The sequence below is a fragment of the Brevibacterium ammoniilyticum genome (genome assembly GCF_038429965.1).
Taxonomy (GTDB): domain Bacteria; phylum Actinomycetota; class Actinomycetes; order Actinomycetales; family Brevibacteriaceae; genus Brevibacterium; species Brevibacterium ammoniilyticum.
The window spans coordinates 1-14,923 of record NZ_BAABNP010000027.1 but is presented as its reverse complement, the minus strand read 5'-3'; the positions used below and the strand labels follow the sequence as shown (position 1 = coordinate 14,923).

Below are 14,923 nucleotides of genomic sequence, written 5' to 3'. Positions count from 1 at the left end.
GCAACCTCACCCACTACATCGCCCGATCTCTACTCGAGGCCGGCGGATTCAGACCCCGACTACACCCTCAACTGCGATGAGCCCGATAACCGTGCTCCCCGCGCTCGCGGGGATGATCCGTCTCGGGGTCTCCATGTGGGGGTGTGCCTGTGGTGCTCCCCGCGCTCGCGGGGATGATCCGGCCAAGGACTGGCAGGCCGGGGAAGTCCCGGAGTGCTCCCCGCGCTCGCGGGGATGATCCGAAGGTCCGCGGCACCACTCAGGAGGCCGTGGAGTGCTCCCCGCGCTCGCGGGGATGATCCCGCGCCTTCGGGCATGGCCGTGACTTCGACGGCGTGCTCCCCGCGCTCGCGGGGATGATCCGGCCATCCACACGTCGAGCGGCGTGTACTGCGAGTGCTCCCCGCGCTCGCGGGGATGATCCCTCATTTCGATGTTCTTCGACTGCAGGCCGTCGGTGCTCCCCGCGCTCGCGGGGATGATCCCAGCACTGAAATACCCGTCGTCGCACTGCGTACGTGCTCCCCGCGCTCGCGGGGATGATCCCATCGCACACCACGGTCCGATGAGCTTGTACCAGGTGCTCCCCGCGCTCGCGGGGATGATCCGGCTCAAGGCGAGCACTGTTTCACGGAACGTTCGTGCTCCCCGCGCTCGCGGGGATGATCCGTCGTCGGGGAAGTCAGCCTCGTCGGCTTCCTCGTGCTCCCCGCGCTCGCGGGGATGATCCCCCTGCCCTCGGGATCGAAGTTCGGGCGGCAGGGTGCTCCCCGCGCTCGCGGGGATGATCCGGAATCTTGTTGAACCTGCTCCGCCTAGTCATCAGTGCTCCCCGCGCTCGCGGGGATGATCCGCATCACAGCTCGGCGTCAGAGCCCATCACGCGGTGCTCCCCGCACTCGCGGGGATGATCCGGCACGGAAGACGTTCACCCACGATCAGCTGCGGTGCTCCCCGCACTCGCGGGGATGATCCGGTCACCAGCAACACGGTCGCCTCGGTAAGTGCGTGCTCCCCGCACTCGCGGGGATGATCCGGTCGACCCTCCCAATCGTCATGTCTCCGAGGTGTGCTCCCCGCGCTCGCGCGGATGATCCGGACTCATCATGGGATTCACCCTCGACATCTGGGTGCTCCCCGCGCTCGCGGGGATGATCCCTCGGCCCAGGTGACGGACTGCTCCTCCTCCCCGTGCTCCCCGCGCTCGCGGGGATGATCCGGCCATGACCGCTGAGCAACTCGCCCAGTCCATGTGCTCCCCGCGCTCGCGGGGATGATCCGGCGAAGGGAATCGAGTTCAGTGAGATCCAGTCGTGCTCCCCGCGCTCGCTTGGATGATCCTGGTCATGAACATGCAGTGTTCCTTTCGGTTGCGTGCTCCCCGCGCTCGTGGGGATGATCCCCACGTCACTTACGCCGCCTCCCGTGGGTGGTCGTGCTCCCCGCGCTCGCGGGGATGATCCGCCGCGCATGCACGCGAGGCTGATGCGCTGCGTGTGCTCCCCGCGGTCGCGGGGATGATCGCAGTGCGATTCGTTGCTTAAATGATCAACCGTTGTGCTCCCTGCACTTGCGGGGATGAGCCGAACGCCAATAGAGTCCACGTTTTTGATATCTGATCGGCCCATGGTCGAAAACCTGATCAACTCGACGGCCCGGCGCCCGCAAGAGAATTGAAGACCTAGCCCCGTTGCCAACGCCGAAGATGCACGCTCGCTCTTCCGGTGCCCGGTCTCGCACAGATGAGTGCCCCGACGACGTCTCTCAACCTGCCAGCGCCCAGTGTCAAGTCCGTGCCTCACGCTAATCTCTGTGGACAACCCGCCGAAGTGATGCAGAGCACATTTTGCCCTTGACAACTACGTCCGAAGCAGACAGGATGATCCACATCGGCTCAGCCAACTTTTAACTGTTGTACTGCAAGATCCCCACTTAGGTCCCCGGCCCAAAGGAGCACCCCGTGCCCTACCCCTCTCAGCTCCCCCTCGCTGACCTTCTATGGGCGAAGACTCTGAATGACTACGAAACCAAGGAGCTCATCGGGTGGCTCCCTCTGCCCGTGCATCTTCGCGACACGGCCGAGATCGCGTGCTTGCTCCTCCGCCATCGGAAGTCGCGGCAACAACTCGCCGTTCTCGAAGCCTCGATCCCCAAAGCAATCGATCTGGAAGCGCTGGTCTGGCTCCTCGCAGCATTGCACGACATTGGTAAGGCTGGGCCGAACTTCCAGGCCCAATCACAAGACCGTGCACAGAGCCTCTACGATCAGACTTCGCGTCTGGCGGCTGACGGTTCTTCAACCTTGAACATCAGCGACTGCCAAGAAGTCGCAAGTCAGTCGGAGTTTCCCCACTCGTTGGCGTCAGAGATCATTGTTGCGAGGACACTCGGCGAAGAGTTCGGACTTTTCGACCTGACAACACCAACCTCGTCAGGCGGGGCGTTTCAGCGGATTAAACCGAAGACTCAGCGTCGGCTCTTCCCGATCGTTCACCAGTTCGCGAGTATCCTCGGCGCCCACCACGGTATGACAGCTACCGGTGCGCTTGCCGCACGCCACATCGTCTCGACGAAGCAAACTGCTCTGCTCGGTGTCGAGTCAACACCTTGGCCGCGGACTCAGCGTGACCTCGTACTGGCGCTGATAGACGAAAGCGGGCTCGACTTCGGAGCGGACCATTGGCGCGATAGTTCATTTCTCGTGGACCGAGGCGCCCTCAGTCTTCTCTCTAGCATCGTCGTCGAGGCAGATTGGATCGCATCTGACCACACGAATTTCCCACTCATCGACCCTGACCAGAACATCGGTGTGTGCGAGCCCTCAACGACCAGAGCCTCCAACGCGTGGAATGCCATCCGCCTTCCCTCTCTCTGGGTATCAGTACCGCCGAGTTCAGCGGACAAGGCCCTGCACTCCATGTTCGACCTTCCTCCTTCCGCGAGGGCATCGTCAGGGCAACAAGCGGCACACGCAGCGACGATAGAGTTACGTTCGCCCGCGCTGATCATCCTCGAGGACGAAACTGGGGCCGGTAAGACGGAAGCGGGATTGATGGCGGCAGCAAATCTGGCGCGGGCCACCGGAGCGTCGGGCGTGTTCTTCGGATTACCCACCCAAGCCACCACCAACGGCATGTTCTCTCGATTCGCTCCCTGGGTCGCCAATCTCGTCAGCGCCGGCGCTGCGCCGGGAGTGTCGCTAAGCCTGGCTCACGGCAAAGCCTCACTCAATCGAGATTGGCAGAGAATCGCTCGGCTCACCGTCAGTGACACGGATACGAGCGACGATCGTCCCGGCAACGGCGCGGAATACTCAAATGACGTGGTCGGACTAAATCTCGGCGGCAGCCTGCCTGATGACTGTCAAGTGGAGGACGAATGGGACGACCATGCTAGCAACGGCAGGTCATCCAAACGACTCAAGCCCGGCACCCATGCCTGGCTGAGCGGACGCAAGAAGAGACTGCTCTCCGACTTCGTCATCGGCACAGTCGATCAGCTGCTCATGGGGGCGATGAGATCACGACACCTCATGCTTCGTCATAGTGGGCTGGCCGACAAGGTTGTGATCATCGATGAAGTCCACGCAGCGGATTCAACAATGAGGCTGTTCTTGAGCAAGGTTCTCGTGTGGCTTGGTCGGTGGGGTGTTCCGGTCATCGTCCTCACTGCCACTCTGCCGCCGGGCCAGAAGCAGGAGCTCGTCCATGCCTACAGGCGAGGGCTCTCATTGCGTTCCAAACGGAATTCCGCGCTTGATGCCGACTCGTCGCATCTCACCGCTCCCTCGGAGGAAGACTCGCTTGGCAAATCACACGAGCCTGATAAGAACGGTGCCGTTTACCCCGCGCTCACAGTGGTGTCTGATTCGACAGAAACCACTGTGCCAGTTGCACGAGGCCGATCGAGACCTGTCGAAGTGCACGAGATCTCCGATGACAATGAAACGCTGATCGCGAAACTGCGAACTCTGAGCAACGACGGAGGGTGCTTCGCTGTCATCCGCAACTCCGTCACCCGAGTTCAGAACACAGCTGAAATTCTTCGCCAGGAGTTCGGAGATGACGTTGTGACAGTTGCCCACTCTCGGTTTGCCGCCTCAGATCGGGCTGCGAAGGATCGAGAGCTCCTTGCACGATATGGGAGAAACAGCACTTCACGGCCGGCCTTTTCCATCGTCGTGGCCAGCCAGGTCCTCGAGCAGAGTCTTGACATCGACTTCGATGCCATGTTCACCGATATCTGCCCCATTGATCTCCTCATCCAGCGCCTCGGTCGTGTTCATCGTCACCAAGAACGCAAACGACCAAGAACCCTCGCAGACCCGCTGTGCTTCATCACCGGAATCAACCGTGAGGAAACTGACGAAGCGGTTCCCTCTGCAGTACCGTGCTTCGTCCGAGATTCGGTATCCATCTACGGCGAACACCTGCTCCTGAGATCACTAGCCGCATTGAGGTCGCAATGTCCTGACGGCATCGTAGCTTCTCCGGATGATGTTGCAGCCCTTGTTCACTCCGTCTACAGCGCAGAACCATTGGGTCCCGAAACCTGGGGTCCGACGATGCTGAACGCTCAAGTGCAAGCCGAACGCAAGCACGCCGAATTGCGTGATCTTGCCCAGAGATGGACAACCGAGCCCGATTTCGACATTCACGGACTCGACGACTGGCTGAATGACAACGACGGCGACCCTGAGGACGTCGACCCTCACAACCGCGAGCGAGGCAGCGTTCGTGATGGTTCCGAGTCCATAGAAGTCCTTCTCGTTCTCACCGACGGAACCGGTTGGCGGACTCTTGACTGGTTGCCGCGGTCGGGCGGGGTTCCGATCCCCACAGATACGGAAGTCCCTCGATACATCGCCGAGGCGGTCGCCAACTCATCCATCAGACTTCCCTTCGCCATGTCACGAGGAACAGCCGGTGATGCGGTCATTGCTGAACTCGAAAAGCTTGGTGTGGCCAGTTGGCAGCAGTCGCCATTGCTCCGAGGCCAACTCGTCCTCCCTCTCGCCCCGCAGTCCGAACCTATAGGCACTCAGGAAATCGAAGTCGAGGCCAAGGACCCATCGGTAACGACTTACCAGGGTCAAGTTGGCGGATGGTACGTCACCTATGACAAAGAGCAGGGTCTCTCCGCATCTCCAGTCACCAGAAATGCCGAACAGTTCGCTCCTTGATGAAACCAATACTGACCCCGACTGCCCAATCGTTCCGAAGCACTCTTCAGATCCGAACCACGACACAGAGAGGATACCCAGCATGAGCACCCAACAGACAACAGGACAGATAACCGAGGAGGTGAATACTCCGACTGAACCGTTCTTCAACCTCGTCGACGAACCCTGGATCCCCGTTCTCAACGTCGATGGCACCGAAACGATTCTTTCATTGAGCGGGCTCTTCGATGAGGCCGAGTCGATCCGGCAGATCCAAGGAGAACTCCCGACCATGCGTCCGGCGATCCTCCGTGTAGTCATTGCCGTCATGTGTCGAGCGCTCGGGCTGCCGGATAGCCCGAACGACTGGCTCGCGAAATGCACGGACTGGGAACTCGTGAGAGATGCGGTGTCACGGTATCTGACGGAGCATCACGATCGATTCTGGTTGTGCCACCCCGATCAGCCCTTCTTTCAAGTGGCAGACCTCGGGCCAAGTACTGGCGAAATCAAGGGACTTGACGCGGTAGTCGCCGACTTCCCTGCCAACGTTCAGATGTTCACTCAACGGGGACCGAACAGCCTGCACCGCATGTCCGCGGCTGAAGCCGCCCGCTGGGTGATTCACGCTCAGGCGTACGATCCGTCGGGAATCAAGACTCCCGATCGTCGGGACCCTCGAGCCAAGGGCGGCAGAGTCTATCCGCTGGGAACGGGATGGGCAGGTAAGGGCGAGATTCTCGTCGCCGGTGGAATCAACCTCGGCGAAACACTTCGTCTCAACTTCATCGGAGCGGATGGACAGTTCGTCATCAGCGGGAGCGATGATCTTCCGCCGTGGGAGCGCTCGCATCCGGGCCCACTTGAAGAGTTCGATCAGCCAGCGCAGCCGCGCGGATTCATTCAGGTCTATACCTGGCAGTCCAGGCGAATCCGTCTTGTCTTCGACGACAGCGACGTCGTGGGCATCGTGCTGACCTACGGTGATCCTCTCCGTGAGCAGAACCGCGATTCGCTCGATCCGATGATGACCTGGCGATACAGCAAACCACAGTCGTCGAAATTCGGCACTACTGTGTTCATGCCGGGAATGGTTGACCCGACCAAGGCAGTGTGGCGCAGCTTTGCAGCATGGCTTCCGACTCGGGCTCAGAACAGAACCGATGATCAGCCCCGCTTTCGGGAACCGGGTGTTCTCCGGTGGATCGGCGAGCTGCACAAACACGCTGTCCTACCGCCAGAGCTGATGCCGAACATCGAACTCTATGGAGTGGAGTACGGGAACATGTCGGCAACCTACGCCGATCTGGTCAGCGATTCCCTCACCGTGCCACCGTTTCTGCTCGAAGAAGGTGCGATCGATGCCGCTCAGACAGTCATCCATGCCATCGACGACGCCGACACGGTTGCTTGGTACGTCGGCACCCTTGCCGCGAATCTCGCCAAGGCGCGCGGAATCGATTCCGCCGAGACTATGCGGGGAGAAGCGCGCGAGGAGGCCTACCTTCGATTCGGCCAGCTCTTCCACGCGTGGCTCGATGAAATGCACGCTGTCAGTGAATGGCATCGTGCCCGAAGAACCTGGCAACAGTCACTCCGTCAGGATGCTGTCGAGTTCGCGAATCAACTTGCTCTGGAAGCCGGAGTCGAGTCGTTCTTCGGGCGGGTGATCGACGTCGAGACCAACAAGTGGCTCACCACTGATATCGCTTTGAGCTACTTCCATCGCGGGCTCCGCAAGACCCTCCCACTTGCCTATGAGGAGAAGACAGATGTCAGGAAATGAATCAGCAACGACGATGCGGTCCGATCTACCCAGCTCATTCGTCATTCCGAAGGTTGTAAACCTCCAAAAGCAGTTCCTCGAGGGCAGTCCAGATGCTCGGGCCGTGCTTGCGCAGCTGCGTGCCGCGACCACGGGGGATCCTGGTGCAGCGTGGGGTATCAGCGAATATCTGTTGCCGGAACGCGAGCTTAAGCCAAGTATGTTGAGGTCGGGGTCCCAGTACGCAGACTCAGCCGATTTCGCAGAGACGGCAATTCACATCGCAATGACGTCCTACGCGTCGATGCAGCAGGCCAGATCCGAACCCATGCATGTCGACAAGCGGTCACTTGGAACAGCCGCCCGGCTCCTCGGCGGAAGCGCCGATGAACCGATGGACCAGGGGAAGGTGTGGCAACGTCTTTCAAAGCTTGCTCAAGCGCAGTCAGTCTCCGGATTGCGCTGGCAGCTGCGTGGCATGGTCAGCCTTCTCAAACGGCGCGGAATCGGCATGGACTTCGGCCAGCTCGCCAACGATCTGTATTTCTGGCAGATTCCCGGGCGACGAGTCGGAGTGCAGCGCACCTGGAGCCGTGCGTTCTTCAATACGGCGGCTGGTTCAACTTCGGGTGCTGGCAGACAGGACGGGACCGCGAAAGTGCCCGGCGAACAACAGAGCGACCAAGCGGACGCCGACGATTCCGAAACCTTAAGCCGGTAATCCGACTCAATCAACTTCGTGCCAACCATCCGAACTGCGATCTCACCAACGCACCATCGAACTCAAGGAGCAATCATGACCACCTACTTCGACGTCCACGTCATCCAGTCCGTTCCCCCGAGCAACGTCAATCGGGATGAGACCGGCGCACCAAAGACCGCTATGTACGGCGGAGTGCGGAGAGCGCGCGTGTCCTCACAGGCCTGGAAGCGGGCGACTCGGAAGGCATTCGACACCTTGCTCGACAAAGACAACCTCGGATTCCGTACGCAACGAGTGATCGAACAGCTCGCAGAGGCGATCGGCAATATCGATGACACGCTGAAAGCCGACGCCGATGCCATTGCCGAGCGTGTGCTCAGTGCTGTGGGAATCAAACTCGAGAAGCCGAAGAAGAAGTCAAAGGATTCCGAAGACGAGAATGACACTCGCACGGAATCTGCCTATCTCGTCTTCTTCAGCGCACAGCAGATCGCCAAGGCCGCGGAACAGGCAGTCAGTGACCACCGGGATGGGAAGACGAAATTCGAGAAGAAGACGTACGCGCCGATCCTCAAAGCCGACAACTCGATCGACATCGCCCTGTTCGGACGGATGATCGCCGACCTCACCGACCTCGGCGTCGATGCATCGGCGCAGGTAGCGCATGCATTGTCCGTACACGCCGTTGAGAGCGAGGCAGACTTCTACACTGCAGTCGATGACTACAAGGTCAACGATCCAGACCGCGATGCGGGCGCGGGTATGCTCGGGACGGTCGAGTTCAATTCCTCTACGCTCTATCGATACGCGACCGTCAACGTCGACCAGCTTGAGAAGAACCTTGGCTCCGGAGATGTCACGCGCGAAGCACTCTCCGCCTTTGCCCGCGCATTCGTCCTATCGATGCCGACAGGAAAGATGAACACGTTCGGCAACACGACCGTGCCGGCGGCGGTCATCTACTCGGTGCGAACCGATCGACCCATCAACTTCGTCGAAGCCTTCGAAGATCCGATCGATCACAGTGATGGCTTTGTGCGCACAGCGATCGACGAACTGGTCGGCTACGCCACCAGCGTCGACGCCACGTATTCACCGGCGCTCGGTTATTGGACGGCTGGAGTCGGGCCTCGTTCCGAACGACTGGACGCGCTCACACCCCGCACCTCGATTGAGGCTGCCGCAGAGGCAGCTGTTGATTCCGCCATCAAGAACGCTGCGACCGGGGAAGACAAATGAGCACCCTTCTCCTACGTTTAGCGGGTCCCATGCAGTCATGGGGGATGCGCGGCAGATTCACGCGCCGCACAACCGAATTGCAACCGACGAAAAGCGGCGTCGTGGGTCTGTTGGCGGCAGCGATGGGGCGCCGCCGAACTGACCCGATCGAGGATCTCGCACAGTTGCGGATGGGTGTTCGCATCGAACAGCCAGGACGTCTCATGCGTGATTTCCAAACCGCGACCCGACCCGGTGTGACGGCACCACTGTCGTATCGGTACTACCTCAGCGATGCGATATTCCTGGCGGCTGTGGAAGGACCTGAGCCGTTGGTTGAGGGGATCGACAGTGCGCTCACGACTCCGAAGTTTCCGCTCTATCTCGGTCGGCGCGCGTTTCCTCCTGCAGGACGGCTCAGCCTCGGCGTGCGACCAGAGGCCATGGATGAGGCTCTGGATACGTTTCCTTGGCAGGCAAGTCCATTGGTGAAGAAGTCGAACCACAGCCCACAAGTCAGTCTCAGGGTCGTTCGAGATATCAGTGCAGACGAGGATCCTACGGATGTACATGAGGACGTTCCGCTGAGTTTCGACCCCAATCGGAGGTTGTTCGGCTCGCGCCCAGTGGTCGAATACTTTGTCAGGTTGCCGAACCCCGTGGCGGAGAAGCCGGAAAGCGCAGATAGGGCGCATGGAGTTTCAATTGGCAGTACTTCACCGGTTGACCACCGTGCTTCATCTCGCGGAGGCGGTTCGGCACGCACCCACGACCCGGTGGGATTTTTGGGAGGTCCGAATGTTTCTCAGCAAATGTGAGATCAATGCTGCACGCCGAGGGGCAAGACATCTGCTGGGTTCACCGCAGATGATGCATGCGGCCGTAGAGGCATCGTTCCCATCGAATGTGCAGACTGCAGAGGAAGGACCTCCGCCAAGGCGTCTGTGGCGGATCGATAGAGGAACTCCGAACCCTGTTCTTTATGTCGTCAGCGACAGCGCTCCCGATTTCACCCATATCGAAGAGCAGGCCGGATGGCCTACTCAACCCAGTTGGGGAGTCGCGGACTATGCGCCTTTGTTGGATGGCCTGACAGAGGGACAGCAGTGGGAGTTCCGGTTGACAGCCAACCCCGTCCACAGCGTAAGACAAGGCGAAGGACTGCGGGGCAAAAGGTTCGCCCATGTCACGGTGGCCCAACAGGAACGTTGGCTTTCGGAACGAGCGGAGAAGCTCGGTGTCGCTTTCGACGTCGGTGTCAGCGAGGACACCAATCCGGAAGGACCAGTTGAGTCAGAACCGGTGAGCTTCCGTGTGGAAGAACGGCAGTTGATGAAGTTCCGTAAGAAGGATCGAAGTGTGACGATTCGGAAGGTGCGATTCGATGGTGCACTTCGCGTGACAGATCCCGGGTTGCTCAGAAGTGCGCTGGTCGGCGGAATCGGTCCGGCCAAAGCCTATGGGTGCGGTCTGCTCACTCTGGTGCCGCCAGCCCCACAGATCGCCCGTGAAGCCGACTTCGATTGAGGAGGGACTGCCATGCAGGGTTCGGTTCCATTGGAGCGTTATGAGCTGACTCGTATCCGAGATCGTCTCTCGTTTCTCTACGTCGAGAAGGCAACGATCGCCAGAGATCGAAACGCCTTGACCATTCGAACGGAAGAGGGAACTACGTATGCTCCTGGAGCCGGCCTCGCATGCATCATGGTCGGGCCTGGCACTCGGATCACGCATCAGGGTATGAGCTTGCTCGGCGAATGCGGGGTTTCCGCAATTTGGGTCGGTGAACAAGGCATTCGCTATTACGCGCACGGACGGTCTCTAGCTTCGAGCACACGATACTTGGTGAGGCAGGCGGAGTTGGTGTCCAATGTTCGATCTCGAGTTGCTGTCGCGCGGGCGATGTATGCTCAGCGCTTTCCTGACGAAGATGTGTCAACTCTTTCAATGCAGCAGCTGCGAGGTCGCGAAGGTGCGAGAGTACGGCGGATCTATCGGGACGAGGCTGCGCGCACCGGCGTTCCATGGAACAGGAGAGAGTTCGACTTCGACGACTTCGATGCCTCGGATGACATCAATAGAGCCCTGAGTGCTTCGCACGTTTGCCTCTATGGAATCACCCATGCTGTCGTGGCAGCGCTTGGCGCTTCTCCCGGATTGGGATTCGTCCATCACGGACACGAACGTGCTTTTGTCTATGACATCGCAGATCTGTACAAAGCTGAACTGACGATTCCGATTGCCTTCGATGTCGCTGCCGAAGCACCTCCAGACATCGGATCCTCGGTTCGTTTTCGGGTGCGGGACACCGTCCACCGGTTCCGAGCTATCGACAAGATCGTCGATGACGTGACGAGACTGCTGTTCGAACCCGCAGAGGCTGAAGACGCTTTGAATTCGTTGGGCTTCGACGACAATGTCGTTCAGCTCTGGGATCCGAACGGACTCCACGCCGGCGGAACCAACTTTGAAAAGGAACCCTGATGGTCGTCGTCGTGGTTGCGGCGTGTCCACCAGGCCTGCGAGGGGAGCTCACACGTTGGCTGTTGGAAATATCACCGGGGACTTTCGTCGGCAAGCTGTCAAAGCGCGTTCGAGAGCGAGTTTGGCAACGGGTCGTCGATGGAGTCGGAACCGGACGTGCGACCATCGTCTGGTCTGCCAATAATGAGCAGGGGCTCGAGTTCCTTACTCACGGGGACACGTGGAAGGTCAGTGACTTCGATGGGCTCCGGCTGATTACTCGGCCGGATCCTCAGCAAGCCGAACTCCGCAGAAAGGGCGTGAAGCTTGCGGATTCGGATAAGGGCGGTCTTCAACAAGGGTGGAGCATGGCTTCACGAAACCGACGACGTGGATAGCATTCGCCAACGCAAGCAGACATGCCATTGGTACTGACTAGCGAGCATTTTCCCCGCACACGTGGGTATGATCCATTCACCACGCCTGCGCCTAGGTCGGGATTGTTGTGGTCCCTACGCTTGCGGGGAGAAGATATTCGTGCTCCCTCGACAAAATCAGCGATTGTCGTTCTCCCCTGCAAACTCGAAATTACGCGCTTGTGTCAACGGCCAGGGCACTGCCACGAACGGAGACTGGGTTCGCACTCGTTTCCCCCTGTACACCCGCCGCTCGCTCCCCCACACTGAACCTATGGCCAAGACGACGAAAATCCTCAGTGTCTCCGTCCCCGTCAGCGACCTCGACGAGGCAACCCGCTTCTACACCGAGGTCCTCGGATGCTCGGTCAGCTACGACGGCGAGCCAATGCCCGGCAGCCGCATCGTCGAGGTGGCTCCACCCGGGTCTGATGTCGCGATCGTCCTCATCCCGGAGGGCAGCGAGATCCCCGTCGCCATCCGGCTCGAGACCTCGGACGCCGAGGAGGCCCACGAACGGATCTCGGCCGCCGGCGTGACGATCCACAACGACGAGGTGCTGCGGTGGCCGGGCGTGCCGCCGATGTTCTCGTTCACCGACCCCGACGGCAACGGACTCGTCTACCTCCAGGACGACTGACCGACCCAACACACTGCACCCACCACACCGCAGAACTCGAAGCGACCGCACCTGCACGTCACACGCGGCCCCTGCACACTCCACCCCATGAGACTCGGGTCACCCCATGAGCGTTAGACTGCTCTGGTGCCTGAAACACATTCATCGCAGTCGCCAGTGACCGCCGACTCCGCCCACGCCAGCCCTCAGTCAACTCCCGACGGCTCCGGCCTCAAAGCGGGAATGAAGCCTCGCCACCTCGTCATGATGAGCCTCGGCTCCGCGATCGGCGCCGGACTCTTCGTCGGCTCGGGCGCAGGAATCCAAGCGGCCGGGCCTGCTGTGCTCGTCTCCTACGTCGTCGCCGGCCTCATCGTCATCTTCGTCATGCGCGCGCTCGGCGAACTCGTCGCCGCCGACCCCAACCCGGGCGCGTTCTCCCACTACGCCGGCAAGGCGATGGGACCTGCCGCAGCTTTCGCCGTCGGTGCCCTGTGGTGGGTCCAGCTGTGCCTCGTCGTCGCCGCCGAGGCCACCGCGGCCGCACAGATTGCCGCCGCCTACATTCCGTCCATCCCGCAGTGGGTGCTCGCGCTCATCATCATGATCGTCTTCACCGCGATCAACCTCACAACCTCCGGCAGCTTCGGCGAGTTCGAGTTCTGGTTCTCCCTCATCAAGGTCGCCTTCGTCGCCCTCTTCGTCATCCTCGGCGTCGCCTACCTCCTCGGCTGGACACCGGCCGACCCGCCCGCAGAGATCTTCACCGACGGCTTCATGCCCACCGGCATCTCCGGCGTCGCCGCCGGCCTCCTCATCGTCGCCTTCGCCTTCGGCGGGATCGAGATCGTCGCCGTCGCCGCCGCCGAGACCTCCGACCCGAGCCGGTCCGTGTCCAAGGCCATCAAGACGATCGTGTGGCGCATCCTCTTCCTCTACATCGGCTCGGTCGCGATCATCGTCCTCGTCCTCGACTGGACCGACCCGCGCCTGGCCGAATCGCCGTTCGTCGCCGTCCTCGACACCGCGGGCCTGCCGGTCATCGCATCGCTCCTCGCCGCCGTCATCGTCATCGCGCTGTTGTCCTCGATGAACGCGAACATCTACGGCGCCTCCCGCATGGCCTTCTCGATGTCGCGCCGGTCGATGCTGCCGTCGGGACTCGGCCGGACGAACCGGCGCGGCGTCCCCGTCGCCGCGGTCCTCGCCACCTCGGTGTTCGGCTTCGTCGCCGTGGCCCTGAACTACTTCTGGGCCGCCGAGGTGCTCGGTGTCCTCCTCCAGATCGTCGGCTCGACACTCATCGTCACCTGGGTCGTCACCCTGGTCTCCCAGCTTATCCTCCGTCGCCGCGCCGAGGCTGCTGGTACAGAACTGCCGCTGAAGATGTGGCTGTTCCCGTGGCTGACCTACCTCACCCTGGCCGGGATCGCAGCGATCATCATCCTCGGCCTCACCGTCGAATCCGTGCGCTCCCAGATCATCGGCACCCTGATCTTCTCGGTCGCCCTCTACCTCATCGGCATCGCCGTGGCCCGCCGCAACAAGGCGAAGGGCATCGTCGCCGAGGTGTGATCGCCGAGGTGGATTCCGCCGACGTCGCCCCGGTCGGTCAATGCGCCGATGAAATAGGGCGCAGCACCTGTGCTGGTAGCTGCACAACAGTTTTTGGACGACCCAAAGTCTTTCTGCCGACCAGCTGGCGGTTTACCTGTGCCCTGTAAAACTCATCGCGGATCTGACACGAGTGTAAGATTCTTGCTGATCAGCAAGTGTGCTCCCCGCGCACGCGGGGATGATCCCATCCAAGTGGAACCGGGCCCGAGTAGGACTGTGTGCTCCCCGCGCACGCGGGGATGATCCGCGGGTCTGGATGGTCATGTTCGACCTGCACAGGTGCTCCCCGCGCACGCGGGGATGATCCGTCACGCAGCCTGCTTCTCAGCGGTGGCCTTACGTGCTCCCCGCGCACGCGGGGATGATCCGCTCCTGGCACACGAGGCCACGATCATGTCCGAGTGCTCCCCGCGCACGCGGGGATGATCCGGAGCAGTTCTTCTGGAAAGCCGTCACCTGGCCGTGCTCCCCGCGCACGCGGGGATGATCCGATGGATTCGCTTACACCCTGAACCGGGTCACCGTGCTCCCCGCGCACGCGGGGATGATCCGGTCTTCGAAGCCGCGCAGCTGTTCGCTCGCGGGTGCTCCCCGCGCACGCGGGGATGATCCGGTGCTATGCGAACGCGAGGCCAGGACGACCATGTGCTCCCCGCGCACGCGGGGATGATCCGGAGCAGTTCTTCTGGAAAGCCGTCACCTGGCCGTGCTCCCCGCGCACGCGGGGATGATCCGCCGAGTGTTCTGATTGCTTCGATGAGTTGCTGGTGCTCCCCGCGCACGCGGGGATGATCCGGTCGTCGCCAAGGACAACCCTGAACTTGGTGCGTGCTCCCCGCGCACGCGGGGATGATCCGAACGCCACGTCCCACCACCAGTTGGGGTGTGACACTTCTCGTAGACAGTCGTTACCAGGAAGGCACGACAGGGAATCATGTCTACGAATCGCAGGACGTTCACG

General features: G+C 61.0%; 10 protein-coding genes and 2 CRISPR repeat arrays. All 10 genes read left to right on the top strand.

Features of this window, described 5'->3' with window-relative positions; all coding sequences use genetic code 11:
- Nucleotides 1–91: 91 nt before the first annotated feature.
- A CRISPR array of direct repeats spans nucleotides 92–1,585; the repeat unit is 28 nt; unit sequence GTGCTCCCCGCGCTCGCGGGGATGATCC.
- Between the two features lie 375 nt (nucleotides 1,586–1,960).
- The 10 genes from cas3 to AAHA49_RS17425 all read left to right on the top strand — a co-directional run bounded on the left by cas3 (nucleotide 1,961) and on the right by AAHA49_RS17425 (nucleotide 13,920).
- Nucleotides 1,961–5,182, top strand: a complete 3,222-nt coding sequence (gene cas3 / locus AAHA49_RS17470) for a CRISPR-associated helicase Cas3' (RefSeq protein WP_342039141.1) — start codon at nucleotides 1,961–1,963, stop codon at nucleotides 5,180–5,182.
- 82 nt (nucleotides 5,183–5,264) lie between these two features.
- Nucleotides 5,265–6,947, top strand: coding sequence for a type I-E CRISPR-associated protein Cse1/CasA (casA, locus tag AAHA49_RS17465; protein WP_339392302.1), 1,683 nt, complete (start codon nucleotides 5,265–5,267; stop codon nucleotides 6,945–6,947).
- Nucleotides 6,934–7,647, top strand: a complete 714-nt coding sequence (casB, locus tag AAHA49_RS17460) for a type I-E CRISPR-associated protein Cse2/CasB (protein WP_339392303.1) — start codon at nucleotides 6,934–6,936, stop codon at nucleotides 7,645–7,647. Before casA ends, casB begins: the two co-directional genes overlap by 14 nt.
- Nucleotides 7,648–7,722: 75 nt before the next feature.
- Entirely contained in the window at nucleotides 7,723–8,868 is a 1,146-nt protein-coding gene (gene cas7e / locus AAHA49_RS17455) for a type I-E CRISPR-associated protein Cas7/Cse4/CasC (protein ID WP_339392304.1), read from the top strand.
- Complete coding sequence (gene cas5e, locus AAHA49_RS17450) at nucleotides 8,865–9,665, top strand: type I-E CRISPR-associated protein Cas5/CasD (RefSeq protein ID WP_339392305.1); 801 nt, start codon at nucleotides 8,865–8,867, stop codon at nucleotides 9,663–9,665. The genes cas7e and cas5e overlap by 4 nt, the downstream gene beginning before the upstream one ends.
- Nucleotides 9,646–10,374: a type I-E CRISPR-associated protein Cas6/Cse3/CasE gene (cas6e, locus tag AAHA49_RS17445; RefSeq protein ID WP_339392306.1), complete on the top strand. Its 729-nt coding sequence runs from the start codon at nucleotides 9,646–9,648 to the stop codon at nucleotides 10,372–10,374. The genes cas5e and cas6e overlap by 20 nt, the downstream gene beginning before the upstream one ends.
- Before the next feature lie 12 nt (nucleotides 10,375–10,386).
- Entirely contained in the window at nucleotides 10,387–11,331 is a 945-nt protein-coding gene (gene cas1e / locus AAHA49_RS17440; protein ID WP_342039140.1) for a type I-E CRISPR-associated endonuclease Cas1e, read from the top strand.
- Complete coding sequence (gene cas2e / locus AAHA49_RS17435; protein ID WP_339392308.1) at nucleotides 11,331–11,708, top strand: type I-E CRISPR-associated endoribonuclease Cas2e; 378 nt, start codon at nucleotides 11,331–11,333, stop codon at nucleotides 11,706–11,708. The genes cas1e and cas2e overlap by 1 nt, the downstream gene beginning before the upstream one ends.
- Before the next feature lie 292 nt (nucleotides 11,709–12,000).
- A complete protein-coding gene (locus AAHA49_RS17430; RefSeq protein ID WP_339392309.1) occupies nucleotides 12,001–12,366 on the top strand; it encodes a VOC family protein in 366 nt (121 codons plus the stop codon).
- Nucleotides 12,367–12,522: 156 nt separating this feature from the next.
- A complete protein-coding gene (locus AAHA49_RS17425) occupies nucleotides 12,523–13,920 on the top strand; it encodes an amino acid permease (protein WP_425286533.1) in 1,398 nt (465 codons plus the stop codon).
- Nucleotides 13,921–14,119: 199 nt separating this feature from the next.
- A CRISPR array of direct repeats spans nucleotides 14,120–14,819; the repeat unit is 29 nt; unit sequence GTGCTCCCCGCGCACGCGGGGATGATCCG.
- Nucleotides 14,820–14,923: the final 104 nt, after the last annotated feature.